The following is a 26,954-nucleotide window of genomic DNA, read 5'->3' on the forward strand; positions in this document are numbered from 1 at the left end:
GGCGGGAGGCGTTATTTGTGCTCGCGCCATTCGCGCGGCGAGATGCCGAAGCGCTGCTTGAAGATGCGGCTGAAATGGGCGAGGTCGTTGAAGCCCCAGGCGAAGGCGATCTCGCCGATGTGCCGGGCATGGTAGGCAGGGTCGGCAAGATCTCGCTTGCAGCGCTCCAGCCGTTGCGCCTGCACGTAGCTGCGGAACGAGGACCGTTCGGCGGCCATCAGATTGCTGGCATAACGCGGCGAGATTCCGACTGCGGCTGCAGCGCGCGGCAGCGATAGTTCGGGATCGGAAAGATGCGTCAGGATATGGTTCTTGAGGCGATAGAGCAACGCCGACCGGTGGGCCGATTGGTCCGGCAAGCGGGCATGCAGCCTTTCGGCAAGCGTCATCGCAAGCAGGTCGAGCGCCTGGTCGAGCAGGCGCGTTGCGGCGGCGGGATCAACCAGTTCGATCGTCTTGCTCACATTGTGCACGAAATCATATGTCAGCCGTTCGAGCGGACGATCGCCTGCAAACGTCGTCGCGGTCAGACTATCGAACGAGCCGACGCGTTGTTGCAGCAATTTCCGCGGCATCTGGAAGATCGTCTGCGAAAAGCTGTCGTCGAACCGCAGCTCGTAGGGGCGGGTGGTGTCGTAAATGACGAATTGTCCCGCAGAGACGACAGCCTCGCGGCCATCCTGGAACACGCCGTTCACGCCGTTGTTGCCCAGCGCCATCAGCACGAAATCTTCGCTGGCGCGGGCTATTCGCGACGGCGTGCGGAATACCCGCTGTGCCGTGGAATCGACCTGCGTGAGCGCGACCTGTCCGATTCTGGATTGCGACACCGAGCCCCAAAACGCGCCGCGCAGGTCCGATTTGCAGTCGAGCCCGACGAAGGTGTCGCACACGATGTCCTGCCAGACCGCAAGCCGGCGCTCCGGAAGGCAAGATCTGGTGTCGAGCACGACAGCCACAATGGGGTCTCCACGAGCCATCCCGGTACGTTGCCCGGGCCTTGGCGCATCCAAATAAGCAAGCTCCATGCCCACTTTGCGTCGGGTGACGAACCTTAACAATTGGTTAATGGCGGGTCGGCTAAGCTGCTGGAAATATTGCCGTTATTTAAGGCAGTATACGGAGCGATCCGGTCTTGAATTCGATGCTGCGCCGCACAATATGGGTGGTCTAGGGATTCGACGCCTCCTCGAGGGTTTTCTCAGAGGAGTTTTGGACTATGTACCTCACCGTTATTGCGGCTGCGCTTGCCGATAGCAGCGTGCGCACGCTGAGCCAGCAGGAAGAACTGCCGCTATTGCGCGATCACCTGCTGCGGCTCGACCGCACCAGCCGCCGCGATCGTTTCCATGGCTTCATGGACGACAGCTTCATCGAGCGCTACGCCGAGAAATGCGCCAATGACGGCACGACGATCATCGCCTTCTTTGAAAACGGCGTGGTTCGCGGAGCGGCGGAGCTGCATCCGCCGGACCAGTCACCGGATTCGCTTCCCGAGATCGCCTTCAGCGTCGAAACGTCCGTGCGGCGTCGCGGCGTCGGCAGCATCCTGTTCCGCAAGCTGATCAAGGAAGCACGCGCCAAGGCTATAAGAGCCTGCGGATCACCACCGGCGCGCAGAACGAGGCGATGCGGGCGCTCGCCAGCAAGTTCGGCGCACAGCTTGTATTCCGCCACGGCGAATCCACCGGCACGATCGATCTGACGAAGTATGATCAGGCCGAACTTGCGACGTCCTGGATCGAGAGCGTGGTGAAGACAACGCGGGCGGTGGTGAACTTCAACCGCGCTTACCGGCGAATGCTGCTTCGTATGGCCGGGACGGCCCCGTCCGAGTGGGGGGCCTCTTAAGCCGATCCGTACGTTCAATCTCGAGAATTGCCCAAAGCCTTGGGCAATTCTCTGTGCAATTCAGGCAATCGCGGCTGTTCAGGTGCCGGTACGCTTGTCGTTGCCAAAACGCCTGACGACGCGGCGCTCGACCACGACCGATCGCTGCGCGCCTTGCTCGCCCGTAATGACGCGGGTGGCCGATCGCGCCAGCGCGCGGCCGGTCTTCTTCACTTCAGCGAGCACTTCCTCATAGGGCAGCCCCATCAGCGCGGCGGCGATTTCCGCCTGCTGCTGCTGATCGTCGGTGATCCCGACCGCGGCGAAGATTGCCTCCTCCAGCGTCGGCGGATCCCGCCGGACGCGTCGTGTGCCGTATTTCGTGTTCCAGTCTTCGCTCATAAGGCGCCTCGCATTTGATTGCGGAGATACCTAGGTGCCCTAATGTTGCATTGCAATATGAATTTCGCTCGACAATACAGCCATGCATCCAAAATCTTTCAAGTCCGGTAGCGCTGTACGGTTCGGTGCCACCGTGCTTGCCATCAAGGCGAGGGATTACCGGCGGCAGCCAGATCCAGCGGCTGCTGTGGCCAGCGCTTCAGCGCGGCATGGCCGGCATCAGTCAGCACGTAGATGCCGCGCTCGGCGCGATCGAACCAGCCATAAACATTATGCAAGAGGATTTTTCCGGCATCGGGAATCTCCGTCCGCAAATCCCTGACGCGCCGCGGCCCGCCTGACAGCGCGGAGGCACAAGCCAGCGCCTGCTGGCGGTACGCCGTCATGATCGGCGCGCGCGTCGATCCACCCATGACGGGATCGCCCTTGCGCTTCTGGTGCTCCGCGATCAGCCGCGAGCGCTTTTTGGGATCGCGGCGGGGCGCTGATGTCGGCGGCTTGACGAGCACTTCCACATCGCCGGTATTGGTGACAGCGAGCATGCCGAAGCCAAGCCGGCGGCAAAGGTTGCGATACCGCGCGTCGCTTTCGCGGCCTTTGCCGCGGGCGGATAATTTAGCCGCAAGCCAGACCTCGTCGGCGGCGCTGGCGCGATCGACTGCCTGCAGGATCAGTTCCAGGTTGAAGGAGAGCTTCAGTTCGCCGATCACCACGATCGGCGGATCGTCGCCACTCAGCGCCACAAGATCGCAGCCGGCGACCTCGCCTTTGACGGTGAAGCCGAGCTTTTCGAGGAAGCGTTTGACGGGAAGATAAAGTGCGGTTTCCAAGGCAGGCTCCGGCGGCGCTGGCTGCCGCGACTCAACACGCCGAGCCTAGCCGGCAAAGCGTTTGATCGGATAGCCCCGGAGCGGCTATTGTCGGAGTGGGGACAAGGCCAGCGGCAATTTGAGGGAACCTGCGAATCGATCGTTCGCGGGGCACAGGCATTTGCCGCTCCCACAGCGAGTAGGCGTGTTGCAAGGGCTATACAAATTCCGCTTCACCACGGCGCGCGGCACGGGCAGTGGCGTGATGTTTGCGACATCGGGCGGCAGACTGTACGGCGGCGATTCCGGCTCTTCCTTTGTCGGCCACTTCACCGAAACCGATGGCATCGTCTCTTGCGAGGTGACGATGTCGCGCCATTATCACGATCCCAAATATGTTCCGATGTTCGAAGTTGAACATGCCGTGATGAATTTCAGGGGCGCGCCCCGCGGCGAGGAGTTTCATTTTGAGGGCAGCAGCGTGGCCTTGCCCGGCGTCTATTTCACGACCATTCTGAGCCCTATCGATGATACCGACGCGCCGCCGCCCGGTGCGGTCGGCCCTGACGGGATCGGAAACGGGCTCTATTCGATCCACATCCGTATGCTCGACGGAATCGATGCCGGCAACACCGGCGTCATGATGCTGCAGGACGGCCGCATCAGGGGCGGCGACGCGTTCTTCGACTATGTCGGGGCGTACACGGCGGCGAACGGCAGATGGAAGGGCGAACTCATCAACCGCGAGCATACCCCGGCCATGGGCGAACGGCCGGTGTTCGGCGGCCATGAAGTCGGCATCGGCTTTTCCGGCACGTATGACCGCGACAGTGCGGAAGGCGAAGCCACCGCGCTCGTCGGCAAGCGCAGCATCCGCTTCAAGGCGGTGCTGCGAAAACTGGTGGAGGTGGAGGGTTAAACCCTCCCGTTCACCGGCAGCAGCGCGCCGGTGACGGCGCTTGCGGCGTCGCTGGCGAGGAACAGGATCACGTCGGCCAGTTCCTTCGGCGTCACCCATTGGGTGAAATCGGCTTTCGGCATGCTGGCGCGGTTGGCTGCGGTGTCAATGATCGACGGCAGCACGGCATTGACCGTGATCTTGCCCTTGAGCTCGGCGGCGAGCGCCTCGGTGAGGCGGTGCACGCCAGCTTTTGAGGCGGCGTAGGCGCCCATGCCACTGCCTGCCTGCAGCGCGCCCATCGCGCCGAGATTGACGATGCGGCCCGCGCCCGATGCGGCGAGATGCGGGATCGCCGCGCGCGAGGCGTTGAGCGCGGTCATGACGTTGAGCGCGTGCATCCGTTGCCAGGTCTTGGGATCACCCTCCGCCACCGTCTCGAAAGCAAAGCCGCCGGCGATGTTGATCAGCGCATCTAGCTTGCCGAAATGCGCGGCGGCGGCGTTGATGGCCTTTTTGGCTACCGCGGCATCGGTGAGGTCGATGCCGCCGAGTTCGAACAGGTCCGCCGTGGCCGGGGCTTGCGTCGGGGCATGATCGACGCTTGCAATCCTGGCGCCCCGCGCCAGCGCCTCGTCCACGACCACTCGGCCGAGCGCACCGAGCGCGCCCGTCACGACAATGACTTTTCCGTCCATGAAGGGCCTCCGCATGCGGATGAGGGAGCGCACCCTATCAGGAGATTTTCAATCCCAATGCGGCGAATTTCTGCATGACCGTCGGTCTCGCCAGCCCAAATTGTTGCGGCCCAATTCTGGCCGGAGGTGGCGAGCTACGTAGAACTACGGGAGGTCAAGGGATGAGGCTAAATCGATAAAATTTGCCGGAGTTCTGTAAGCCGTTTGCAGAATCCATTCGGTACAACAGGACTCCAACAAGGCAGGGGGATTTGTCATGGGTTTGCCGGATCATGGTTTACCGCTTGTTCAGCTTAAGGAGCAGCGGCGCGACCTGGTTGTAGCGCTGCAGAATCGCAGCGGTCCGGTCTCGAGCTGGGAATTGATGCAGATCGCAGCGATCCAGCAGGCGATCTCGGCGTTCGAGGACGTCATCGCCGATCTCGACGCCGAACTGGAAATGGAAGCGGCGGCCTGAGCCGATAGCGCGCAGCTTTCCGGCCGCCACGGTCTGCTTTACGACTCGCGCGTGGCGGATAAGATAGCGCATGCGCTACGCTCTCGCATTTCCATTCGCTCTCATCGCATTGCATGTTCAGTCATGCGGGCGAACCGCTACGAACTGATTGCGGCCTGGTCACCGGACCGGGTGAAGGCTGATTAGATCAGCGCTGCAGATAGCGCGCCTCGAGATGGGCGCGTTCGGCTTTGCCGAGACCAAGACCATCGCGGAGATAGCTTTCGAGATCACCGTAGTCGGCGTCGATGGCCTCGAAGGCGGCGGCGAGAAACGAGGCCTGCACCGAGCCCAGCACCTGCTTGACGTTTTCGGGCAGGTCGCTGCTGTGATTTGGGTCCCGTCGGTAGAAGCGGTTGGTCAGCAGATAGTCTTCCGAGATGATGTCCTCGGAAACGCCGAGCGTATGCAGGATCAGCGCGCACGCAAAGCCGGTGCGGTCCTTGCCGGCGGTGCAGTGGATCACCAGCGGCGCGCGATCTTCCAGCAAATGTGCAAACAGGGTCCGGAAGTGCTGCGTATTCTTCTGCACATAGCTGCGGTAGGAGTCGCGCATCACCTCGACGGCGTGGTCCGTGGACAGCGGCGTGCCGGCGGCTCCGATGGCGCGCAGCGCCGCGACCACCGTCGGCTCGACCGGCAGCGAATGAACTGATATCTCGGGCATGCCACATAGGGCGGCGGTGCGCTCCTCGGTGCCGCGAAAATCGAACGCGCTGCGGACGCCCAGCTCCCGCAGCACGGAGACATCGCCTTCGGTGAGATGGCCAAGATGGTTGGAGCGAAAAATCTGCCGCCAACGTACGGTCCGGCCGTCGCTTGTGGGATAGCCGCCGAGATCGCGAAAATTGCTGGCGCCGGCAAGATTGAGATGGCGGGCAGGGGAGGCAGGGGATTCTGACATTGGCGGTTTGAACGATCTCGTGCTGCGGACAAACGACGGAAGGGCATGCCACTCGTTCCCGTCCCGTCTACACTGAACTTGTCAGGGGACGAAACATGAATTGTCGAACGATTACGATTTTTGGCGCTCGTTATGCGCCGCAGCGGCTGCTGCGACCGTTCCATGGGCGTGAACCCGCAAATTCAGTGGCTGGCGGACGGCCGCTTTGGTTAGCATTTCGGACTTAAATTCGGACCTCACAACATGTCCTCCGAGAGGCACCGATACGCACATTGTAGATTTTCTATGCGCTAGCCTTCATGAAGGGAAGGGATCGACAACCGAAAGCGGAAGAGGCCGCCTACTGAGGGCGGCCTCTGGGCTACTTCCGTGGCGGCAGCTTGACCGGGACATGAGGCGTGGTGCTAACCACCTTGACGCTTCCATCCGAAACAAAGCTCCTGAGCGTTTCCAGCACCAGGAAGAATTTCTCCGCGAGCATGGCGGGACCTCCTCCGGCTAGTTTGATTTGAGGAGGAGATTATCACCGCTGCAGGGCGGGGACCATACAACTTAGGAAAGCTGAGGCCGCCAACTGAGGCGGCCTGCAACCGGTCCCGCATATCCTGCGACGGCCGGATGGAGAGGCGGCGCGCCGCGAGACGTTGTCGTTGCGCAACCCTGTCGTGTGATCTTCTTCATTTTGCAGAGTGATCCTCTTGTATAGCTTGGATATGCCCTGTCATTGTCATAAAATATTCATACGGCATTCCGATGGAGATATCGTTGAACGCGCGGCAGCCAGTCGTGAGCGATTCTGGCGCAGCGACCGCTGTGCGACCGGCTGAACAGGCGGAAATCGAACTAAAGCTGCTGGCGCCGCCAGGATCCCTCGAAAAGCTGCGCGAGATGCCTGTCATCGTGCAGCATGCGCGCAACCGTGGCGCGTTTCGTCGGCTGGAAACGGTGTATTACGATACGGCGGAGCGCCTGCTATTCCAACATGGCATGTCGCTGCGCGTGCGACGCAGCGGTAAACACTTCATCCAGACACTAAAGCTTGCAGCCAATATCGGACGACCTCTAACCCGGCGGCAGTGGGAAGCGCCGGTTGGCGACTTCACCCCTGATCTGGCGCGGCTTCCCGCCGGCGAGGTCGGTGATCTATTGACGACGCTCGCCAACGACGCACTGGTGCCGGTTTTCGCGACGAGAGTCCGCCGGCACGCGCGGCAACTCGATCTGCCCGACGCGTCCGTTGCAATCGCATTCGACGAGGGGGCGATCGAGGCCGGTGGGCGCCAGGAAGTCCTCTCCGAAATCGAACTCGAATTGAAGAGCGGCAATGCCGGGGTCCTGTTCGATCTCGGAACGCAGTTGCTCGACGCTGCGCCGCTACAGGTCGGCACGCGCAGCAAGGCGGAACGCGGTTATGCGCTCGCCTTCGACGTCGTTCGGCCGGCGGCGAAAGCCGAGCCGTTGAGCATTACTGCAGAGGACGTCGTCGACGACGTCATCGCACACTTGATGGGGGCCTGCTGGCATCATCTTCTGAAAAATCACATGGTGGCGCAGGAGGGAACAGACCCCGAAGGCGTGCACCAGATGCGTGTTGCCTTGCGTCGCTTGCGGACGATATGCGCGCTGTTCCGGCGTGATATTCCGTCGCCTTCATTCCAGGCGATCAACAGCGAAGCGCGGTGGCTGATGCAGCAGTTCGGCCCGGCGCGGGATTGGGATGTTTTCGCCGAGACGACCGTCGCTCGCCTGGTTGCGGCGGCTCCGGATATCGACCTCGGCGCCCTGCATGAGGCGGTCGACCGGCAGCGCAAATCGAGCTACTACGCTTTACAAACGGTGCTCGCTGACCTCCGTTGCAGCCGTTTCCTGCTCTCGCTGGGACACTTGGTGGAACGCCGCGGCTGGCGCAACGAGATGGACAGCGAAGCGCTGGCCGTCCTGTCGCTACCGATGCCAATGCTCGCGGATAAGATTTTGGCGCGCTTGCATCGCAGGGCGCTCAAGCGTGGCGCGCATTTCCGGCAGCTCAACGTCGAAGCGCAGCACGATCTCAGAATCGATCTCAAGAAGCTGCGCTATGCGGCGGAGTTCTTCCTGCCCCTTTATGCCACGCGTGCGCCGGCCAAGCGCTACGTGAGGCGGCTCGCCAGGCTTCAGACCAGTCTCGGACGCGCGCGCGACATCGCAAGTACCCGCATTCTGCTCGACGCCATCAGGCGGGAGGGCCAGCCTTCGCTTCATCCCGCCATCGGCGCAGTGGCGGGTTGGCAAGCGCGCGATCGGATCGTTGTAACAAAAGCGCTCCGCAAGCGATGGCGGCGATTCAAAGCGACGCCCGCGTTCTGGGGCCGGTAGATCCGTCACTTCCTCCAGGCAATCTCGTACCGCGGACAAACGGTCGAAAGGGCATGTCGCCCGCTCTTGTCTCGTCTATACTCGACTGTGCGAGGGACGAAATATGAATTGTCGCAGAAATACGATTTTTGGCGCGGCGCTAGGCTTCGCCGCGGTTGCAACCATGCCGTCACCGGCGTCGGCGCAGTCCAGCTTCCGGAATTATCGTTGCGCCGACGGCTCGCAGTTCACGGTTGGGTTTTTTCAGTACGACAAGCGTGCCCATCTGCAACTCGACGGCAAGGCGGTAACACTGCCCAAGCGTTGGGTCTTGTCAGGGTCGCGTTACCAAGGGAAGGGCGTGACCCTACGGATCACCAAAGCCGGCATCACCACACTCAAGCACGCCAGGCGGCCGACCACGACGTGCGAGCAGACATGAAAAAGGGCCGAAACGATTTCGTTCCGACCCTTTTCTAGTTCTCCGTCCGCGCCTCGTTTGCCCGGCGCGTCCCTGCCAAACACCTCCCAAGCATCAGTGATCCCGCTCGGTCTTGGCGTCCTCGATCGCCGCGGCGTGGTACCAGCTATCGCAGCAGTCCGCGAGGTTGACCGGCTGGGCCGCAAACTCGGTCACGGCTTCGGTCTCGCCATAGCGACGTCCCCCGAGAGCCGCCCGGCCCCCGGCTGGGAATTGGTAGATCGTGGCTGACCCGTGATTCAAACTCGGATTCATCATTGTCTCCTTTTTTCGAAGCGCGAGCCTCCATGGTGCGCCCGACTCGTTCTCTACTGGTTACGTAAGGCGATATTGTCGGTGCCCCGGGCGGGTGCAAGTGACCAAGAGAGCGGCAGGCTTTGTCTATTTCGTAGGCAGTTTTGGCGGTGCATTCTGCAAGGCAGCGTTTGCATGACCAACGCGTGGGGCGACGGGATGGTTGCTCGGCGGAGTCGGCGTCCCACGTGGGGGCCTCAAAAGGATGCTGCACCTTTAAGCGCTTAGCGGCAGCGGAGCGAAAATGCCGGAAAAATGTGCTGGATTCGGACCGCTGGCCCGCCCCCAGACCGCCCGATTTGCGGGCCGGCCGCGCTCCTATGTCGCAGCTTCTATTTTGGGCCGCCGCCGGCGCGAGCCGTGGAAGGCCAATGCCGCACTGCAGCGATTGGCACGTTAAATGCTTAGAAGGGCGTGGCCTGACGTGGCCGGGTACACGCATGCGGGGACCTCCGGGGGCTGGGCGTCAAAGTCCAGAATTCAAGGTTTCGGTTTTCCGCATTTCATAGCAACTCAAGAGAGGCTCAATGACCAAGTACAAGCTCGAGTATATTTGGCTCGACGGCTATACGCCGACGCCGAGTCTGCGCGGCAAAACGCAGATCAAGGAATTCGACAAGTTCCCGACGCTCGAACAGCTTCCGCTGTGGGGCTTCGACGGCTCGTCCACCATGCAGGCCGAAGGCCACAGCTCCGATTGCGTGCTGAAGCCCGTCGCCGTCTATCCGGATGCTGCGCGGGAAAACGGCGCGCTGGTGATGTGCGAAGTCATGATGCCCGATGGCAAGACCCCGCACCCCTCGAACAAGCGCGCAACCATTCTCGACGATGAAGGTGCCTGGTTCGGCTTCGAGCAGGAATATTTCTTCTACAAGGACGGCCGTCCGCTCGGCTTCCCCTCGGACGGTTATCCGGGTCCGCAGGGCCCGTACTACACCGGCGTTGGCTACAAGAACGTTGGCGATGTCGCCCGCAAGATCGTGGAAGAGCATCTCAACCTCTGCCTCGCCGCCGGCATCAACCACGAAGGCATCAACGCCGAAGTGGCGAAGGGCCAGTGGGAATTCCAGATCTTCGGCAAGGGCTCCAAGACCGCTGCCGACCAGATGTGGATGGCTCGCTACCTGATGCTGCGCCTGACCGAGAGCTACGGCATCGACATCGAATTCCACTGCAAGCCGCTCGGCGATACCGACTGGAACGGCTCGGGCATGCACGCCAACTTCTCGACCAAGTACATGCGCGAAGTCGGTGGCAAGGAATACTTCGAGAAGCTGATGGCTGCCTTTGAGAAGAATCTCATGGACCACATTGCCGTCTACGGGCCGGACAACGACAAGCGCCTGACCGGCAAGCACGAGACCGCGCCCTGGAACAAGTTCAGCTATGGCGTGGCTGACCGCGGCGCCTCGATCCGCGTTCCGCACTCCTTCGTCAACAATGGCTACAAGGGCTATCTGGAAGACCGCCGTCCGAACTCGCAGGGCGACCCCTACCAGATCGCGTCCCAGATCCTGAAGACGATCGCGGAAGTCCCGACCGGCGCCAAGGCGGCCGCGGCCTAACGGACCGACGATACAATTCGGGCTTTCCGGGTTGCAAAGCTGATCCGCCAAGGCGTCGCCTTGGCGGATCATTGCGTTTTGATGACACGGCGCTTTGATAGCTTTGATTCAAATACGGCGGTTCAAGGCCGTTCCCCTGCGTTATGAACCGCGCTAGACAACGAGCCGGGTTTGCCGGGGTGACGGCATTGTTTGAGGGATTTTACAAAGTCAGGTTTCAGCTTGGCGCGGCGGTCGGCCGCAGCGTGATGTATGCGCGCGGCGGCAAGATGCTGGGCGGCAATTCGGCCTTTGCCCATATCGGCAGTTACGAAAAACGGGACGACGGCGTCGACATCGTGATCCAGACCGTGCGCCACAACCCGGACCCGAATTACCGCGCGATGGCCGGCACCGACGATGCCACCTTGCTGGCGAAGGGCAGGGCAGACGGCAATCTGTACCGCTTCGAAGGGGGCTTGAAGGAGTTGCCCGGCGTGGCGTTCCATTCGGTGATGACGCCGATCGAGCAGGAGGCCATCCCGATCGCCGGCAGCGTCGGCAAGGGCGGCATCGTCAACGGCCTGTATTCCATCCACGTACGCCTGCTCGACGGCGTCGAGGGCGGCCTGACCGGCGTGATGCTGCTCAATGACGGGCGCATCCTTGGCGGCGACGCATCCTTCTACTATCTCGGAACTTACACCTCGGAGAACGGCCGCTGGAAAGGCCAGATTCTCAATCAGGAGCACACGCCCGCCATGGGCGAGAATCCCATCTTCGGCGGGCATGAAGTCGGCATCGGCTTTTCCGGCTCCTGCGACGAGCAAGGCGCGCTCCTGGAGGCGACCGCGCTCGCCGGCAAGCGCAGCCTTCGCATGACCGCGGTGCTCAAGCTGATGCGCCGGGTATAGCGGCCGATGGTTGATACCGTGCGCATGCTCTCGACGCTGGCGTTGAAGGGCGCCGTGCAAAGCCTGGCCGGCCAGTATCGGGCGGCCGGAGGCGCACGCATCGACGCCGATTTCGCGCCCACACTGGCGCTGTTGGACCGGCTGCGCGCGGGCGAGGCCGCGGACGTCGTCATCCTGACCCGCGAGGGGCTGGACGAAGTCGCGCGCGAGCGGCGGGTGGTCACGGAGACGTGCGTGGACCTGGCCCGCTCCTTTGTCGGCATCGCCGTGAAGGCTGGGGCGGCCCATCCCGATATCGCGACCGAGGCGGCGCTGCGCGCGGCGTTACTCGGCGCGCGCTCGGTGGCCTATTCGCGGCTCGGCGCCAGCGGCATTCTGTTTGCAAGACTGATCGAGCAACTCGGCATTGCCGCCGAGGTCAATGCGAGAGCGCAGATCATCCCGCAGGGCTTTACCGCTGAGAAGCTGGTGACCGGCGAGGCCGATCTCGCCGTCCAGCAAATCAGCGAGTTGAAGCAGGTCGGCGGCATCGCGGTGGTTGGAGCCATTCCACGCGACTTGCAAACGCCCGCGGTGTTTTCCGCCGGGCGTATGGTAGCGAGCAACAAACCGGATGAAGCGGACCGGCTGCTGCGATTTCTTGCGTCGCCTGCGGTCGCACCAGCGTTGCGCGAGAGCGGGCTCGAGCCCTGAATTTCAATCCCGGATCAAGACGACACCGGCGATCAACAACACTGCGCCTGCGAGCCGCGCGGCGCTGACGGGATGCGGCGTCAGCCCGAACGCGCCGAAATGGTCGAGCGTCACCGCAGCGAGCACCTGGCCGGCAATGACCAGCGCAAACAGCGTCGCTGCACCGAGCGAGGGCAACAACAGGATCGCCAGCAGGATGAAGGCAGCGCCGAACACGCCACCGGACCACGCATACCACGGCACATCGACCATTGTTTTCCATGACGGCACGCGTTCGCCGAGCGCGATCACCGCGACGATCATGGTGATGAGGCCGCCCGCATAGCTGATCAGCCCCGCCCAGGCCGGCGAGCCCAGCGCCGTGCGCAGACTGCCATTGAGCACCTGCTGGGTCGCGACGCTGACGCCAGCCCCGAGCGCAAGGAGGTACAGGAAGAAATGTTGCACGGGGGCCCCATTCATTCCGTGCCGGCAGAGCGATCCGGCATCACAGGGCCAGAGACAACGCGAATAGCAGGACCGGAACAAGAGGGCCCGCGGCGCAATTATTGCGGACGGGGGCTCGCAAAAAGCGGTGCTTTCCATGATCCGAAAACTGCAATCGGGCGAATACCGGCTCTATTCCCGCAAAATCAATCCGAAAACGGGCAAGCGCCGTAACCTTGGAACCTTCAAATCGCGTGCCGCGGCGGAAAAGCACGAGCGCGCGGTGCAGTACTTCAAGCGGCATTAAAACGCGGCTGGTTCCGGGCTTCCGGCGGTGCTAAGCCCCCGCGAGATGATTTGACAAAGGCGGGACACCTTCGTTGCTGAACGGGCTCTACAAGGTCGAGTACGGCGTGAACGACGCGTTCGGCCGCAGCATCATGTGCATGCACAATGGCAAGCTGTTGGGCGGCAATTCCGCCTTTGCCCATCTCGGCACCTACCAGGAGACGGCTGGGGAAATTATCGGCGAGGTCATCACCCAGCGCCACAATGACGACCCCCACTACAAGCCGCTGATGGACACCGATGTCGCCGCCATCAGCGTGCGCGGCAGGCTGCAGGGCAACAAGATTCGTTTTGAAGGCAGCGCCGCGCCGCGGCCCGGCGCCCTGTTCTGGGCCGAGTTGACGCGGCTCGACGACGAGGCGCTGCCGCCGGTCGGCACCGTCGGGCCGGGCGGCATAGTCAACGGGCTCTATTCCCTCCAGCTCCGCGCGCTCGATGGTATCGAGGCCGGTCTGTCCGGCGTCATGCTGCTGCTGGACGGCCGCATCCTCGGCGGCGATGCTTTCTTCTATTACCTCGGGGCCTACGCTTCGGCCGACGGCCGCTGGAAGGGTGAGATCCTCAACCAGGAGCATACGCCGGCGAAGGGCGAAAACCCTGTGTTCGGCGGCCATGAGGTGGGCATCGGCTTTACCGGCACCTGCGACGAAGCCGGCGCTCAACTCGAAGCCATTGCGCTCGCGGGAAAGCGCAGCTTGCGGCTGGCTGCGACGCTCAAGTTGATGCGGCCCGCTTAGCCACGCTTGCGCCGCGCGAAAAACCACACGGTGAGGGCCACGGGCGAGCCAACGGCGATCCAGGAAAAATAACGGCCGGCGCCTTCCGAAAGCAGCGCCGTCAACAACCCAGCGACCGACAGCACCCCGATCAGCAGTGGACCGCCATACACGGTCCACCAATTGCCGCTGGAGCGCAACTTGCGTGCGTCGGTCATCGCGACGGCTGCAACGCAGGCTGTCCCGCGATCGCGTGGCTGCGGTGCTTGCGGCGTTTGACGACCCACAGATAGAGCCCGCTGACGATGACGACGATGGTCATGATGTCGAGCAGGGCCCAGATGATCTTCAGCGGCATGCCGCCATAGTCACCGAAGTGCAGCGGCTGCGAGACCAACAGTGCCTTGAGATAGACCGGAAGATCGCGCGCGTCGGAGACTTCTCCGGTTTCGCCATCCAGCAGCACTGGTTTGAGCAGCCGCGACGTCAGCGGCGTGTCGCCGCGCATGAACACCGCGAAATGATGCGAGCTCGTGAACGGCGTGCCGGGGAAGGCAACGAAGGAGACGTTCATGTCCGGCGCGGCCTTACGTGCATTCTCAAGCGCTACATCAAGCGAGGCGAGATGGACCGGCGGCGGCTTGCCGGCATAGGGTTTGACCATGTCGGCGAGTTCGTTGGCCTTCCACTGGCTCAGCATCACTTCCGCAAGCGTATTGATGACGCCGGTGGCGCCGACCACCAGCGCCCATGCGATGGTCACCGCGCCCAGAAGATTGTGCCAGTCGAACCAGGCAATGCGGCGCGACTTGTCCCTGAGGGTGCCGAAGCTCAGGCGGCGCGTGAACGGCCAGTACAGCACCACGCCGGAGACGATGGCGACCAGGAACAGGAATCCCATGGCGCCGAGGAACAGCTTGCCAGGCTGGCCCGCAAACATATCGACGTGGAGTTTGAGGAAGATCAGCATCGGGCCGCCACCGACCGAGCCGAGCGGCTTGGCGGTGTGTGCATCATAGGCCCTGAGCGTCGCGGCATCCGGATCGCCGTCGACCTTGTTGTTGGTGAAGGCGATCACGTTGTTCGGCTCGTCCTTGTCCCACAAGATATATTGCAGGACGCGACCGGGATCGTTCGCAAGCGCCGTGCGGGCGATCTCGTCAATGCTCCGCTTCACCGCGCCCGGCTGGGCGATCTCGGGCTTTGGATCGTAGCCGAGCAGCTCGTCGATCTCATGATGGAAGATCAGCGGCAGGCCTGTGATGCACAGCAGCAGCAGGAACAGCGTCGATATCAGGCTGCTCCAGGTGTGGACCACCGACCAGATACGAACCGTCCTCGCCTTCAGCGCAGCCTCCTAACTCGTCCCAGTTACCATTTGTAGGCGAGGCTCGCCGTCACGCGGCGCCGATCACCGTAGAAGCAGGACGTATCGGACGCACAACTGGCGACGTAGGTTTTGTCGGCAATATTGATGACGTTCAACGCCGCGCGCCAGTTTTGCCATTCGTAGTGGATCGCCGCGTCACCGAGCACTACAGAAGGAACGATTAGCGTGTTCGCGGTATCGGCAAAGGACTTCCCGACATAGCGCACGCCGCCCCCAAAACCAAAACCCCGCAGCGGCCCCTCTTGGAACGTGTAGTCAGCCCAGAGGGATCCTGTCTGTTGTGGCGTGTTGGTGGGTGTCAGGCCGATCAGGGCCGGATTCGCGTCCTTGCTGATAAAGAGATCGTAGGTGGTGAACGCGCCAACCATCTTCAGGCCAGGTGCGAGATTGGCTACGGCCTCCAGCTCGAGACCGCGCGAGGTGACCTCACCGGTCTGGTTCTGAAGAGTCGGTACGATGCCCGGCACTGTCGTCGGCACGTTTTTCCGCTTCAGATCGAACAGGGCAATTCCAAAGTGGCCGTTGAAGCCGGTGGGTTGATACTTCAGTCCGATCTCGGCCTGCTCGCCGGTTTCCGGCAGGAACAGTTGGTTCGACGCGTTCAGGCCGATGATCGGGTTATAGCTTGTCGCGTAGGCAACATAGGGCGCGAGCCCGTTGGCGAAATTGTAGATCAGGCCGGCACGGCCGCTGAACTTGCTGTCCTCGCGGTTGTACAGCGTGGCGCCGCTCGGACGATCGGCCTGACTGGTCGATACCCAGTCGTTACGGCCGCTCAGCACCAGCGTGAACCCGCCGAACTTCATCTGGTCTTGAATGTAGGTGCCGAGTTGATTCTGAGTCAGGAGGAAGTTGCGGAATGGCGCGACCGTGAACGGTATGTCGCCGACACCGTAGACCGGATTGAACACGTTGATCGAGGGCACACCGCCGAAGTCGAAGATTTGGTAGTCGTCGATCCGATAAGCTTTCAGATCGAGGCCGAATAGCATCGTGTGCTGCACTGGGCCGGTATCGAAACGATACTCCAACTGGTTGTCCAGATTGCCCTGGTTGGCGGTGTTCTTCGCGTACCAATTGTAGCGGGCGAGGTCACCGGTGGCGATGTTGGAATAGCTATTGCCGACCAAACCGCGATAGGTGATGTCAACATGCGCGTAGCGCGCATTCTGCCGGAATGTGACGCTGTCAGAGAGGTTGCGCTCGAATTGATAGCCGATCATCTCCTGTTCGCGCTTGAACGTATCGACGCTGGGGTCGCCGACGAACCGCTTTGTCGGAATACGCCCAAAGGGCGCATCGACCACCGTTCCGACATATGGCAGGAAGTTAATGCCGCGCGTATCCTGCTTCGACGCCGAAGCCAGCACGGTGAACGTCGTGTCTGCATCCGGCTTGTAGGTGACGGACGGCGCGATGAAATAGTTGTTGTCGGGGGTGAAATCGACCTGGGTGCCGCCGTTCTGGACCTGGCCGACCACACGGTAGAATAGCTTGCCGTTTTCGGGCGCGGTCGCAACCGGGCCGCCAAAATCGAAAGATAGATAAGCATTGCCGAAATTATTGACGCCGGTCTCGAGATAGCGGATCGGCTCCACCGGGGGCGTCTTGCTGACCGCGTTGACGATACCGCTCGGGCTGGAGCCGCCATACAATACGGCGGAGGGACCGCGCAGCACCTCGACGCGGGCGAGGTTGAACGGCTGCAATTTCCAGCTCGCATAGGACGTGTAGAAGAGCTGCAGCCCGTCGAGGAACAGGCCGACATCGTCCGACTTGAAGCCGCGGATCAGGAACCAGTCGTTGCGGGTGTCGGCGCCGAATGTCCCGGCGACGACGCCCGGGGTGTAGCGCAGGATCTCGTCGAACTTGCCGGGCTTCTGGTCGCGAATCTGTTCGCTGCCGATCACCGAAAGCGACTGCGGCGTCTCCATGATCGGCGTGTTGGTCTTGGTGCCCGCCATCGAGCGGCCGGCGACATAACCCTGGACGGCGCCGCGCGGGTTTTCGACGAAGCCGACGCCGCGTTGCGGCTGCGGTCGGTTGGATTGCGCTGCCTGCGTTGCGCGCCGTGTCTGGCGCCGTTCCGGCGCTGCGGCGCGACGGCGAGCCTCCGGCGAGGCGACGACGACGGGAGGCAACGACTGCGCTCCGGATTGCGACGAAGAACTTGATTGCGCGAACGTCGACTGCGGCCACAACGCCAATACGGACACGGTCGCCAACGCGACGATCCGGAACAAATCACGAGACTTCAAGGTTCACCCCAACCTGCGAGCACTCACGCCGCCTTCAGGAAGTCGGGCAGCGCAACGCGGTGACGCATACGCGAGGTATTACGATTCCTCTAATGGAATGGTTCTTAGAGGGGCTCTTAGAAGGCTTCCAGCAAACGCCCGAGAAATTGATGATGCAGCATCAACACTCGGAAGTTGTGACACGGGACAGCAATACTAGTTCCACGGCGTGCGCCAGATCAGGAATAGGAACAGGTATTCCGCTGAGGCATTAACAGCGTGAGCTGATGTTTGAAGGGAGAGACCCGTTCAGCCATGACCCGAAATCGCGAGCCCAATGGCGTCGAGCCCGAGAAGACGGAAGACGATATTCAGCGAGAGCAGCTCGGTCCGCGCGGCGTACCCGGGGCGCCCGATCCTGCGAGGATGACGCCTCAACGGGAGAAGAAGACGCCGAAGTACATCGATCCCGGACACACGGCATAGTGCGAAGCGGGAGCGCCCGAGTTCGAGGCGGAAAACTCCTGCGGCCTGCCCATCAGGCTAGTTCCCGAACGCAATCTGAACTCCCAGATTGGATTCAACCGATCCAGGAGTTCTGTCATGCCCGACCCGACCGCAGTTATCCTTCCGTCGTTATCTTCCGCCCTTGCCGATGTCGTCACCCGGACGAGGTCTGCGATCGTCTCGGTGCATTCGCACCGCTCGCGGGCCTCGGGCTTCATCTGGAAACCCGGCCTGATCGTGACGGCTGATGAAGCGCTGGCCGACGAAGGCGAAGTCTCAGTCAAATTTGCCGACGGAACGACGCAGTCGGCCAAGATCGCAGGACGCGATCACACCACCGATATCGCGCTGCTGCGGCTCGATACCAAGAGTGATGCCGGCAATACTGCCTCCGTCGCATTCTCTCCTGTTGTTCCGGATCTGGGCTCGCTGATGGTCGTGGTCGCTGCCGAGCATGGCGTTCCCACGGCGGCGCTCGGCGTCGTCTCGCTGGTCGGAGGCCGCTGGCGCAGCCTTCGTGGCGGTGAGATCGATGCCAGGATCGAGCTCGACGTGCGGCTGCGCAGCAATCACGAGGGGGGACTTGCCGTCAACGCCTCCGGCGAAGCGATCGGCATGGCCGTCCAAGGCGTGCGACGCATTCTCGTGATTCCCGGCGCGACGATCAACCGGATCGCGGGAAGGCTTGAAACCCATGGCCGGATTGCGCGGGGCTATCTCGGGGTTGGATTGCAGCCGATCAAGCTCGACGATGGCGTCGGAGCGATGGTGATGAGTGTCGACAAGTCAGGTCCCGCGGCCGCCGCCGGTATCCTGCAAGGCGACGTGATCATTGGATGGAACAACGAGAAGCTGACCAGCATGCGCTCGCTGATCCGATCGCTTGGGCCCGACAGTATCGGCTCCGTCGTCGACATCACAATTCGCCGCGCCGGCCAACCGCTGCAAGTCAAGCTCACGATCGGTGAAAGGCCGGAACCGTGAGCGAAGCGGCATCGCCGGTCATTGTGGTAGCTATCGAGATCGCCGATCCGGCGCTGGCGGACCGGCTCGCGTCTCTGCTCGGCGGCGTGTCCGGACTTCGTCTGGCGGCGCCCGGAGAGGCAGCGACGGTCGCGCTCATATCACGCGACGCGCCGACGGCCGTCGACGCGTCCGATATCGATCTCACGCCACGCGAGCGCGACGTGCTTGTCCTGATGGCCGAAGGCGCATCCAACAAAGCCATTGCGCGCCAACTTGGAATATCCGTACATACCGCCAAATTCCATGTGGCTTCGCTGCTTGCCAAACTTGATGCCACCGGCCGCACCGACGCCGTGACACATGCCGCGCGACTTGGCGTGATCAATCTGTGATTTCTACGCGCGGACGGCAATCTCTCTCCTTACCCGCGGCCCTTGTTTGCGGCGTGGTCTTTCAACTGTTCGGTTTGGGACCATTTGCTGTCCTGGCCGCGATCGCGCGAATGCTCGGTCTTGTCGCGGTTGGAGAGCACCGCGTTGTCGCCGATCAGATCGTTCTGCACGTCGGTCATAGCGCCGGTCCCGGCGCCTTTGCCCTTCGCGCCAGGGCCGAGATGCTTGCCGTCTCCGTGTGCTCCACGTGTCATGACACTATCCCTATGGCTTTTGAGGCTTGTGGCCGGACTGGCCCGGACGATTGTGCTTGTTGTGCTGGCTTTCCTGGTTGAGTCCGCCGCGGCTTACTGGAAATTCCGATTGGCGTGCTTCGCGCTTCGCTATTTTGGCGCCGCCAGGGTGCTGGGTCTGCGCAATCTCCTCCATCTGTCTCGCGTCGGGCACATCGGGCTTCCGTTCAAGAATGCGCATTTGCTGCTCGTGCGTCTTCTTCCCCTGCAGCGGCATTCGCCGCGGCCCGCTATCCCGATCGTTTTGCGGCGGCCCGCGGCGGCGGTCGCGAACTTCTGCCTTAGTGATACCACCCTGAGGATTCGTATCATTCTCGATGTCGCCCTCGAAGGTATTGGCGCCCTCGAATTCCTCAAGCTCGTCGGACGTTACCTGCGCCATCGATGTTCCCTTCGAGCCTCCGATCAGCGGATTTCGAACAAGATCGACGTTAGTCGGTCGGTTCAGTTTCACATGCTTGGTGCTCATGACGCGTCCTTCGATGCGGGATGGGTGCCGCCGCCCTTTCGCTCCGGCTCGTGAGTGTGGTGGGTGTCATGTTCGCCGCCGCCGCCGGACACCTTGCTGTGCCGGCGCTGCGGATCATCGGCGGGCGGCTTTTCGACGTGAAGCGGCGCCTTGGCGTTTTCATGGGAAGCACCCGGGCCGCCCTGGCGAATGCTCGCGCGCGTATTCGTTGAAGTCGACATGGTACTCGCTCCTGACTAGCGATCCTGCTGATAGCCCTGATGAGTCGTGTTCTGAGCGGTGTTGCCCTGTTGCCCCTGCTCACGGGTATTTTCAACGCGGCCGCCCTTCCGAACTTCATGGGCGTTGCCGGATTTCGGATCGCCTGTACCCTTGTGGCTTTGATTGTCCTGCGGCACGGGCGGAGGTCTGGTCATTGCTCGCTCCCGTTGTTGATTGCTTTTGTGCTGCAAGACAACGCCCGGCGAACATCAGGGTTCTTGTCGATCTTCGGAACCGCGATCAGATGCCGCATCAGGCCGCCGATGAAACCCGATTGTTACGGGGCCACAAAGCCTGAACGTCTTCCGGAAGCGCGTGGCGCACCTTCTCGACCTGATTTGGATCGACATGATGGTTCAGAACGCGGAACACCGCCTGCGCTGCATCTTTGGAATCGACCGGTTTCTGCGAACTAAGTTCTGCCGAGACGATGGAGAGAAACTCGTCTGCCGATCGCCATGCCTTCGGCGTTTCACTTGGCCGCCATTGGTCGTAATACGTGCCGCGCACCAGTAGTGGGAGCTGCGCGCCGAGATGGGCGGCAAGATTGACCGGAACCCGGTCGCGGATGGTTCGCAATACCGATCCCAGAATATGCCACGCCAGCTTGCGATCGCGCGGCAGGTTGGTCATCACTTCGTCCAACCACGTGTTGGTGATCTGGAGCGTTCTGTCGAATACTTCGAGACCTGTTGCGCTCATGGGAACTCTCCGTCGGTTCAATTGGAGCTAACGGGCTAACGATGCCGGTACAGATCGGTTCGCAGCGCTGGAAGGTTTTACCGCCCATACGCGAGATCATTCGGCCCCTGGTATATGTCTCCTGGGATGCAGTTGTGTCGACAAGCCAAAACACCGTCAGGTAGCTTGGCTCGTTGCGGCGGGAATATTTCGGAACCGCTTCCACAAGCACGCCAGATGTCCTAAGCAGCGGCCACATCGATTTCCTCCCTTCAGGGCCCAATGATCCGTCTCGATAACGTCAGCAAGCAAGTCGGCCACCAGATTCTCTTCATCGAAGCCTCCGCAGCCCTTCAGAAGGGCGAGAAGATCGGCCTCGTCGGCCCGAACGGGGCGGGCAAGACCACGCTTTTCCGGATGATCTCGGGCCAGGAACTACCCGACGAGGGCCAGGTCTCGCTCGATCGGGGGATCACTATCGGCTATTTCAGCCAGGACGTCGGCGAGATGTCGGGCCGCAGCGCCGTAGCCGAGGTGATGGACGGCGCCGGACCTGTCAGCGTCGTGGCAAACGAGCTCAGGGAGCTCGAGGCCGCCATGGCCGACCCGGATCGTGCCGACGAGATGGAAGATATCATCGCGCGCTACGGCGAGGTGCAGCACCGCTTCGAGGAGCTCGACGGCTATGCGCTTGACGGCCGGGCTCGCGAGGCGTTGTCGGGCTTAGGCTTCAGCCAGGAGATGATGGAGGGTGACGTCGGCGCGCTTTCCGGCGGCTGGAAGATGCGGGTCGCGTTGGCACGCATCCTCCTGATGCGGCCTGACGTGATGCTGCTGGATGAGCCGAGCAACCATCTCGATCTCGAGAGCCTGATCTGGCTCGAGCAGTTCCTGAAGGGATACGAGGGCGCGCTGTTGATGACCTCGCATGACCGCGAGTTCATCAACCGTATCATCAACAAGGTCGTCGAGATCGACGGCGGGACGCTCACGACATATTCCGGCAACTACGAGTTCTACGAGCAGCAGCGCGCGCTGAACGAAAAGCAGCAGCAGGCCCAGTTTGAGCGCCAACAGGCGATGCTGGCGAAGGAGATCAAGTTCATCGAGCGCTTCAAGGCGCGCGCTTCGCATGCGGCGCAGGTGCAGAGCCGGGTGAAAAAGCTCGACAAGATCGAGCGCGTCGAGCCGCCGAAGCGGCGACAGACGGTGGCGTTCGAATTCCTGCCGGCGCCGCGCTCGGGCGAGGATGTCGTCAGCCTGAAGAACATCCACAAGGGCTATGGCAGCCGCACCATCTATCAGGGCCTTGATTTCATGATCCGCCGCAAGGAGCGGTGGTGCGTGATGGGCGTCAACGGCGCCGGCAAGTCGACGCTGTTGAAGCTGGTGGCGGGCTCGGCCGAACCCGACGATGGCATGGTGGCGATCGGCGGCAGCGTGAAGATGGGCTACTTTGCCCAGCACGCCATGGACCTGCTCGACGGTGAGCGCACGGTGTTCGAATGGCTGGAAGATTCCTTTCCGCAGGCGGGACAAGGTTCGCTCCGCGCGCTCGCGGGCTGCTTTGGTTTCTCCGGCGACGACGTCGAGAAGAAGTGCCGCGTGCTCTCGGGCGGCGAGAAGGCGCGGCTGGTGATGGCAAAAATGCTCTACGATCCGCCGAATTTCCTGGTGCTGGACGAGCCGACCAACCACCTGGACCTCGCGACCAAGGAAATGCTGATCAATGCGCTGTCCGAGTTCGAGGGCACCATGCTGTTCGTGTCCCACGACCGGCATTTCCTCGCGGCGCTCTCCAACCGCGTGCTCGAGCTGACGCCGGAGGGCATCCACCAATTTGGCGGCGGTTACACCGAATATGTCGCGCGCACCGGGCACGAAGCGCCGGGCTTGCGGAGTTAGCCTCGCAGCCTGGATGGAGCGAAGCGCGATCCGGCAACAGCCTATTTGCCTACCAGTGGGGCGATGGCCTCAATCTCATTGGTCCAGATGCCGCCGGAATAGTTTTGCGGCAGCCGCGCGAACTGCTCCGGCGTATCGATCCCGGTCGAGAATTCGCCGCCGCGATAGGGGCCAAGCACGAAAACCTCGCTGTTGGCCGCCTTCATGCGGTTGAGGAAGCGGTCGGGCCAACCCCACATCCACGGCGCGACGTTGATCGGCAGCATCACTATCGCGTTGCTGCACGCTTTCGGCACGATGCCGGTCCAACCGTACCCGATGTAGCCGAGCAGGCAGCTCTTGATCGTGGCGCGCGAGATCGTCCGGACATCCGGAAGGCGCTGGCGCACGATCCCGACCGGCTCGTCGCCGCCATATACCATGATCTGCGCCCGGCGTTCGGCGGAGAGCCTGCCCAGCACGGCCGCCAGCTTCTCCCCCTCGGACGGGTCGCGGCCCTTTACGTTGATCAGGAGCCGCTGCTGCGGAAGGGTCGCCAGCACCTCGGTGAGTGTCGGCATCAGGCCGATGCCCTTGCCGCGAAACGGAAAGGTCTTGCTACCATCGGCTGTATAGCCATGGCCGATATCGAGCTTCTTCAAATAGGCCATGGAGTGTTCGCGCGTGACGCCGTGCCCGTCGGTGCGGCAATCCAGCGTCCAGTCGTGAAACACCGCGAATTCGCCGTCGGTCGTCGGGTGAACGTCGAACTCGACGACATCGGCGCCGGCCGCAAGGCTGGCTCGCATCGATTCGATCGTGTTCTCCAGATAGTGATGGCTTGAAGGCAACATTCGCGCCGCCGTGCAGGTGTCGTTCTTCAGCTCGCGCTCGTCGAAGCGCTGAGCAATGCCGCGATGCGCGAGCAGGACGGGCTTGCCCTCCTGATGGGCAGCGAGATGATCGGTGTTGTTGAGGTAAATGGCTGCGCCAAAGACGGCGATCGCCGCCGCCGCATATTTCAGTTTCTTGTTCAAGGCTTGCCCCCGCGTAGGAGGCGGATCGCTAGGCATGATTTTTGGTCTATTTGCGGCAGCGGATGCGGGGAGGCACGAAACGCATGGCGCTGCGCATCGCGCCGGCTTGTCGGCGCTGAAGCTGCCCGTTACCGTGTTTCAAAGCGCCGACCGTCGGCCTGATCACGGCTGACGGCGACCGCTTCGATTATCGATTCAAACGGGCCTGACTGACGATGGGAATGCAACGGATGGATTTCGAGACGCTGGTTCAGACCCGCAAAAGCGTGCGCGGCTTTACCAAGGAGCCCGTCTCCCGCGCCGTCATCGAGGACATCATCGAAGTCGCCAAGCGCGCACCGTCGTCGATGAACACACAGCCCTGGCACATCCATGTCCTGACCGGCGAACCGCTGGAGGAGGTGCGCCGTCGCAACATGGAGGAAATGATTGCGGGCGCCAAGCCGAAGCGCGATATTATCAGCCATGGCGAATACCAGGGCGTGCACCGCGGCCGGCAGGTCGATATCGCCAAAAAGCTGTTCGCCGTAATGGGCATCGCGCGTGACGACAAACCGATGCGGCAGGACTGGGTGCTGCGCGGCTTTCGCCAGTTCGACGCGCCGGTCTCGCTGGTCCTGACCTACGACAAAATTCTCGATCCTGGCGCGGTCTGCCACTTCGATCTCGGCGCACTCTGCTATGGCATCGTGCTCGCCGCCTGGGACCGCGGGCTTGGCAGCGTCATCAACGGGCAGGGAATCATGCGCTCGGACATCGTGCGCGAGGTCGCCAATATCCCCGAGGACGAGGTCATCATGACCTGCGTCGCCGTGGGCTATCCCGACGACAACTTTCCCGCCAATGCCGTCCGCTCCGACCGCGAGCTGAACAGCGATTTCGTCCGCTATATCGGCTTTGCCGATTGACGAGCGAATTTACGCCGCCCGCACCTCCGAGAGGAAGCGGTTGACCTGCCCGGCGAGGTCCTTGGACTGCGAGGATAACTGCTCGGCCGCACCGAGCACCTGATTGGCGGCAGCGCCGGTATCGTCGGCGGCCTTCTGGACGCCGGTGATGTTGGAATTGACCTCCTGGGTGCCGCGCGCGGCTTCCTGCACGCTGCGGGAGATTTCCTTGGTCGCGGAGCCCTGTTCCTCGATCGCGGCGGCAATCGCGGTTCCGATCTGGTCGATCTCGGCGATCACGTTGGCGACGTTCTGAATCGCCGTCACGGTCTGATCGCTCGCCGCCTGAATCGACGCGATCTGCTCGGAGATTTCCGTGGTCGCCTTGGCAGTCTGGCCGGCCAGCGATTTGACTTCGGAAGCGACGACCGCAAAGCCACGGCCGGCATCGCCGGCGCGCGCGGCCTCGATGGTCGCGTTCAGTGCCAGCAGGTTGGTCTGCGCGGCAATGCTCTGGATCAGCGTCACGACGTCGCCGATCTTCTGCGCGCCCTCGGCGAGCGAGCGGGCGGTCTCGCCGGTGCGCCGCGCATTATCGACGGCGCGGGCGGCGATTTCGGTCGATTGCGCGACCTGGCGGCCGATCTCGGAGATCGAGGAGGTCAATTCTTCGGTGGCGCTGGCAACCGTCTGCACGTTGGCCGAGGTCTGCTCGGAAGCGGCGGCAACGATCGCCGCCTGGCGGTTGGTGGCGGTCGCCGTCGACGACATCGACTGCGCGGTGTCTTCCATGACGGACGAGGCGGCCGAAAGTCCGCCCACGAGTTCGGTGACCTTGGCTTCGAACACGCGCGTGAGTTCGTCAAGCACCTGGGCGCGGCGCATCTTGCCGTCGTTCTCGGCGGCCTTCTCGGCGGCAAGACGTTCCGCCTCGATCATGTTGTCCTTGAAAACGCGCACCGCCGATGCCATCGCGCCGATCTCGTCGCCGCGGCCGGCGCCGGCGATTTCACCGGATACGTCGCCGCTGGCCAGCCGCGACATGGTGGTGGTGAGGTCGACGATCGGCATGCAGACGCGGCGGCGCACCATCACGATCAGCGTGGCGCTGGCGGCGACAACCGCGATCAGGCCCGCCAGCGCGATGAGGAAGCTGAAGCGCGCGGAGGAATAGGCCTCACCGAGCACCTGCTCGGCGTTGTCGTAGAACGCGTCGCGGACCGTAATGATGGACGCAAGACCGAGTTGAGTCTCCGCGTAGTAGGTTTCCATATCATGTTCATACTTGCCACTGATGGCGCCATCCTTGACGAGCTTCAGCTCTTTGCCGAAGCGATCGACATAGGCCGCGTTCATCTTGTCGAGCGCCGCGGCCACATTAGCCGGCGTAGAGGGATTGCCGCGCAATTCCTGCAGCGACATCAGAATCTGATCGTTTCTCCCTTGCGAGCGGCTGATCTCCATCTTCTCGGCTTCGGTGGCTACCCGGTTGGCGCCGATGAGATTCTTGTGCAGGCTGGAGTTGAGACCGCCGACGTCGCGTAGCGTCCAGGCGACGTTGGCGTAGCTTGCCTGCCGGTAGGCCGTGCCGTCGAGCAGCGCGATCTTGCGCACCTGCTCGTCGAGCAGCGTCGTGACAGCCTTGTTGAAGACGGAGTTGTCGGAGACGATTTTCCTGGCAGCATCGCGGCGGGCTTCCGGCGGACCGGTGAGGGCCTTGTCGATGCCTGCGCGCAGCGCGGCGAACTGGGTATTCAGGGCATCGATGCTGCTTCCGACGGCAGCACTGTCTTCGATCGCGCCCGCCAAGGTCGCCTTGACCCGGTTCATCTTGTCGCGCGCCCCATCGGTGTTCTTGCGATATTTGTCGAGTTCGGCGAGCAGTTTCGGATCCACGGTAGGAGGTCCGAACATGATGTTGGTGGCAAAGCCGCGCTCGGGATTCATGTAGCGCGGGATGTCGCCGACCGCACGCACCACCTCCAGCCGGCTCTGCGCGACCGAGACCTTGTCCATGGTCTGGTACTTCGAAACCGCCACATAGACGGCGAGCCCGCCGCCGACTGCGGAAAGCGAAACGATGGCAGCGGTGAGGAGGGTGCCGATTTTCATGGGATTTTAGGCCATTTGCGCTGGTAACGGATGTGCGGACTGCCAGTATAG

The 26,954-nt window shown here is 62.4% G+C and carries 31 protein-coding genes and 1 pseudogene; 15 read left to right on the forward strand and 17 right to left on the reverse strand.

Translation table 11 applies throughout. The annotated features are described in order from the left end of the window. Window positions 1–11: 11 nt before the first annotated feature. On the reverse strand, window positions 12–959 hold the full coding sequence (locus V1273_RS16040) for a helix-turn-helix domain-containing protein (RefSeq protein WP_334410191.1): 948 nt from the start codon (window positions 957–959) through the stop codon (window positions 12–14). Window positions 960–1,219: 260 nt separating this feature from the next. On the opposite strand from V1273_RS16040, the pseudogene V1273_RS16045 reads away from it, so the two are divergent. Continuing rightward, window positions 1,220–1,851, forward strand: a pseudogene (locus V1273_RS16045) (GNAT family N-acetyltransferase). 78 nt (window positions 1,852–1,929) lie between these two features. On the opposite strand, the gene V1273_RS16050 reads toward V1273_RS16045, so the two are convergent. Together V1273_RS16050 and V1273_RS16055 are read right to left on the reverse strand one after the other, a co-directional pair. Further along, window positions 1,930–2,232: a hypothetical protein gene (locus V1273_RS16050; RefSeq protein ID WP_057846498.1), complete on the reverse strand. Its 303-nt coding sequence runs from the start codon at window positions 2,230–2,232 to the stop codon at window positions 1,930–1,932. Window positions 2,233–2,375: 143 nt separating this feature from the next. Further along, window positions 2,376–3,062: a DUF2161 domain-containing phosphodiesterase gene (locus V1273_RS16055; RefSeq protein ID WP_334410193.1), complete on the reverse strand. Its 687-nt coding sequence runs from the start codon at window positions 3,060–3,062 to the stop codon at window positions 2,376–2,378. A gap of 184 nt (window positions 3,063–3,246) precedes the next feature. Between V1273_RS16055 and V1273_RS16060 the strand changes: the two genes are divergently transcribed. Further along, a complete protein-coding gene (locus V1273_RS16060) occupies window positions 3,247–3,960 on the forward strand; it encodes a GrlR family regulatory protein (protein WP_334410194.1) in 714 nt (237 codons plus the stop codon). Here V1273_RS16060 and fabG read toward each other — a convergent pair. Then, the gene (gene fabG, locus V1273_RS16065) at window positions 3,957–4,637 is read right to left on the reverse strand and encodes a 3-oxoacyl-ACP reductase FabG (RefSeq protein WP_334410195.1); all 681 of its coding nucleotides are present in this window, start codon (window positions 4,635–4,637) and stop codon (window positions 3,957–3,959) included. The genes V1273_RS16060 and fabG overlap by 4 nt on opposite strands. A gap of 256 nt (window positions 4,638–4,893) precedes the next feature. Here fabG and V1273_RS16070 point away from each other — a divergent pair, with 256 nt between their 5' ends. Next, a complete protein-coding gene (locus tag V1273_RS16070; RefSeq protein ID WP_028346392.1) occupies window positions 4,894–5,094 on the forward strand; it encodes a hypothetical protein in 201 nt (66 codons plus the stop codon). Window positions 5,095–5,281: 187 nt separating this feature from the next. On the opposite strand, the gene V1273_RS16075 is transcribed toward V1273_RS16070, so the two are convergent. Next, a complete protein-coding gene (locus tag V1273_RS16075; RefSeq protein ID WP_334410196.1) occupies window positions 5,282–6,037 on the reverse strand; it encodes a tyrosine-protein phosphatase in 756 nt (251 codons plus the stop codon). A gap of 786 nt (window positions 6,038–6,823) precedes the next feature. On the opposite strand from V1273_RS16075, the gene V1273_RS16080 reads away from it, so the two are divergent. Both V1273_RS16080 and V1273_RS16085 read left to right on the forward strand, forming a co-directional pair. Next, on the forward strand, window positions 6,824–8,392 hold the full coding sequence (locus tag V1273_RS16080; protein ID WP_334410197.1) for a CYTH and CHAD domain-containing protein: 1,569 nt from the start codon (window positions 6,824–6,826) through the stop codon (window positions 8,390–8,392). Window positions 8,393–8,555: 163 nt separating this feature from the next. Beyond that, window positions 8,556–8,813: an MliC family protein gene (locus V1273_RS16085; protein ID WP_334410198.1), complete on the forward strand. Its 258-nt coding sequence runs from the start codon at window positions 8,556–8,558 to the stop codon at window positions 8,811–8,813. A gap of 93 nt (window positions 8,814–8,906) precedes the next feature. Here the strand turns inward: V1273_RS16085 and V1273_RS16090 are convergent, their stop codons facing one another. Beyond that, on the reverse strand, window positions 8,907–9,107 hold the full coding sequence (locus tag V1273_RS16090; RefSeq protein ID WP_442893742.1) for a DUF2735 domain-containing protein: 201 nt from the start codon (window positions 9,105–9,107) through the stop codon (window positions 8,907–8,909). Between the two features lie 566 nt (window positions 9,108–9,673). Between V1273_RS16090 and V1273_RS16095 the strand changes: the two genes are divergently transcribed. The 3 genes from V1273_RS16095 to V1273_RS16105 all read left to right on the forward strand — a co-directional run bounded on the left by V1273_RS16095 (window position 9,674) and on the right by V1273_RS16105 (window position 12,297). Further along, window positions 9,674–10,711 carry a glutamine synthetase beta-grasp domain-containing protein gene (locus V1273_RS16095; protein ID WP_057846503.1) on the forward strand — a complete coding sequence of 346 codons (1,038 nt, stop codon included), beginning with the start codon at window positions 9,674–9,676 and terminating at the stop codon, window positions 10,709–10,711. A gap of 188 nt (window positions 10,712–10,899) precedes the next feature. Beyond that, the gene (locus V1273_RS16100; RefSeq protein WP_028346387.1) at window positions 10,900–11,604 is read left to right on the forward strand and encodes a GrlR family regulatory protein; all 705 of its coding nucleotides are present in this window, start codon (window positions 10,900–10,902) and stop codon (window positions 11,602–11,604) included. Between the two features lie 6 nt (window positions 11,605–11,610). Continuing rightward, entirely contained in the window at window positions 11,611–12,297 is a 687-nt protein-coding gene (locus V1273_RS16105) for a substrate-binding domain-containing protein (RefSeq protein WP_334410199.1), read from the forward strand. Window positions 12,298–12,300: 3 nt separating this feature from the next. On the opposite strand, the gene V1273_RS16110 is transcribed toward V1273_RS16105, so the two are convergent. Continuing rightward, a complete protein-coding gene (locus V1273_RS16110; RefSeq protein ID WP_065744974.1) occupies window positions 12,301–12,744 on the reverse strand; it encodes a DMT family transporter in 444 nt (147 codons plus the stop codon). A 136-nt stretch (window positions 12,745–12,880) separates the two neighbouring features. Between V1273_RS16110 and V1273_RS16115 the strand changes: the two genes are divergently transcribed. Continuing rightward, window positions 12,881–13,030 (forward strand): hypothetical protein, encoded by a 150-nt coding sequence (locus V1273_RS16115; RefSeq protein WP_141686549.1) that lies wholly within the window; start codon window positions 12,881–12,883, stop codon window positions 13,028–13,030. A gap of 73 nt (window positions 13,031–13,103) precedes the next feature. Beyond that, the gene (locus V1273_RS16120) at window positions 13,104–13,808 is read left to right on the forward strand and encodes a GrlR family regulatory protein (protein WP_334368606.1); all 705 of its coding nucleotides are present in this window, start codon (window positions 13,104–13,106) and stop codon (window positions 13,806–13,808) included. Here V1273_RS16120 and V1273_RS16125 read toward each other — a convergent pair. Genes V1273_RS16125 through V1273_RS16135 form a run of 3 tightly spaced genes read right to left on the reverse strand, consistent with a single transcriptional unit; the run spans window position 13,805 to window position 17,435 of the window. Further along, window positions 13,805–14,005: a hypothetical protein gene (locus V1273_RS16125; protein WP_334368608.1), complete on the reverse strand. Its 201-nt coding sequence runs from the start codon at window positions 14,003–14,005 to the stop codon at window positions 13,805–13,807. The two genes, V1273_RS16120 and V1273_RS16125, sit on opposite strands and share 4 nt — an antisense overlap. After that, window positions 14,002–15,105: a PepSY-associated TM helix domain-containing protein gene (locus V1273_RS16130; RefSeq protein ID WP_334410201.1), complete on the reverse strand. Its 1,104-nt coding sequence runs from the start codon at window positions 15,103–15,105 to the stop codon at window positions 14,002–14,004. The genes V1273_RS16125 and V1273_RS16130 overlap by 4 nt, the downstream gene beginning before the upstream one ends. A gap of 53 nt (window positions 15,106–15,158) precedes the next feature. Further along, entirely contained in the window at window positions 15,159–17,435 is a 2,277-nt protein-coding gene (locus tag V1273_RS16135; protein ID WP_442894094.1) for a TonB-dependent siderophore receptor, read from the reverse strand. Between the two features lie 294 nt (window positions 17,436–17,729). Here V1273_RS16135 and V1273_RS16140 point away from each other — a divergent pair, with 294 nt between their 5' ends. The 3 genes from V1273_RS16140 to V1273_RS16150 all read left to right on the forward strand — a co-directional run bounded on the left by V1273_RS16140 (window position 17,730) and on the right by V1273_RS16150 (window position 19,279). Beyond that, the gene (locus V1273_RS16140) at window positions 17,730–17,900 is read left to right on the forward strand and encodes a hypothetical protein (protein WP_334368613.1); all 171 of its coding nucleotides are present in this window, start codon (window positions 17,730–17,732) and stop codon (window positions 17,898–17,900) included. Between the two features lie 117 nt (window positions 17,901–18,017). Next, window positions 18,018–18,905, forward strand: coding sequence for a S1C family serine protease (locus V1273_RS16145; RefSeq protein ID WP_334410202.1), 888 nt, complete (start codon window positions 18,018–18,020; stop codon window positions 18,903–18,905). Further along, a complete protein-coding gene (locus V1273_RS16150) occupies window positions 18,902–19,279 on the forward strand; it encodes a response regulator transcription factor (RefSeq protein ID WP_334410203.1) in 378 nt (125 codons plus the stop codon). Before V1273_RS16145 ends, V1273_RS16150 begins: the two co-directional genes overlap by 4 nt. 29 nt (window positions 19,280–19,308) lie before the next feature. Here V1273_RS16150 and V1273_RS16155 read toward each other — a convergent pair whose 3' ends face one another. The 5 genes from V1273_RS16155 to V1273_RS16175 form a co-directional block, all read right to left on the reverse strand. Next, on the reverse strand, window positions 19,309–19,533 hold the full coding sequence (locus V1273_RS16155; protein ID WP_065744967.1) for a hypothetical protein: 225 nt from the start codon (window positions 19,531–19,533) through the stop codon (window positions 19,309–19,311). A 10-nt stretch (window positions 19,534–19,543) separates the two neighbouring features. Continuing rightward, on the reverse strand, window positions 19,544–20,041 hold the full coding sequence (locus V1273_RS16160) for a hypothetical protein (RefSeq protein WP_334410204.1): 498 nt from the start codon (window positions 20,039–20,041) through the stop codon (window positions 19,544–19,546). Then, window positions 20,038–20,262: a hypothetical protein gene (locus V1273_RS16165; protein ID WP_334410205.1), complete on the reverse strand. Its 225-nt coding sequence runs from the start codon at window positions 20,260–20,262 to the stop codon at window positions 20,038–20,040. The genes V1273_RS16160 and V1273_RS16165 overlap by 4 nt, the downstream gene beginning before the upstream one ends. 15 nt (window positions 20,263–20,277) lie before the next feature. Beyond that, on the reverse strand, window positions 20,278–20,457 hold the full coding sequence (locus V1273_RS16170; protein ID WP_334410206.1) for a hypothetical protein: 180 nt from the start codon (window positions 20,455–20,457) through the stop codon (window positions 20,278–20,280). Between the two features lie 97 nt (window positions 20,458–20,554). Then, window positions 20,555–21,004, reverse strand: coding sequence for a DUF2267 domain-containing protein (locus V1273_RS16175; RefSeq protein WP_028346376.1), 450 nt, complete (start codon window positions 21,002–21,004; stop codon window positions 20,555–20,557). A gap of 261 nt (window positions 21,005–21,265) precedes the next feature. On the opposite strand from V1273_RS16175, the gene V1273_RS16180 reads away from it, so the two are divergent. Then, window positions 21,266–22,888 carry an ABC-F family ATP-binding cassette domain-containing protein gene (locus tag V1273_RS16180; protein ID WP_334410207.1) on the forward strand — a complete coding sequence of 541 codons (1,623 nt, stop codon included), beginning with the start codon at window positions 21,266–21,268 and terminating at the stop codon, window positions 22,886–22,888. A gap of 41 nt (window positions 22,889–22,929) precedes the next feature. Here V1273_RS16180 and V1273_RS16185 read toward each other — a convergent pair whose 3' ends face one another. Further along, window positions 22,930–23,904 (reverse strand): glycerophosphodiester phosphodiesterase family protein, encoded by a 975-nt coding sequence (locus V1273_RS16185; protein WP_334410208.1) that lies wholly within the window; start codon window positions 23,902–23,904, stop codon window positions 22,930–22,932. 230 nt (window positions 23,905–24,134) lie between these two features. Here V1273_RS16185 and V1273_RS16190 point away from each other — a divergent pair, with 230 nt between their 5' ends. Continuing rightward, window positions 24,135–24,812 (forward strand): nitroreductase, encoded by a 678-nt coding sequence (locus tag V1273_RS16190; protein ID WP_334368631.1) that lies wholly within the window; start codon window positions 24,135–24,137, stop codon window positions 24,810–24,812. Between the two features lie 9 nt (window positions 24,813–24,821). Here V1273_RS16190 and V1273_RS16195 read toward each other — a convergent pair whose 3' ends face one another. Continuing rightward, window positions 24,822–26,903: a methyl-accepting chemotaxis protein gene (locus V1273_RS16195; RefSeq protein WP_334368632.1), complete on the reverse strand. Its 2,082-nt coding sequence runs from the start codon at window positions 26,901–26,903 to the stop codon at window positions 24,822–24,824. Window positions 26,904–26,954: the final 51 nt, after the last annotated feature.

Origin of the sequence: Bradyrhizobium sp. AZCC 1721 (assembly GCF_036924715.1) — a bacterium.
Lineage (GTDB): Bacteria > Pseudomonadota > Alphaproteobacteria > Rhizobiales > Xanthobacteraceae > Bradyrhizobium.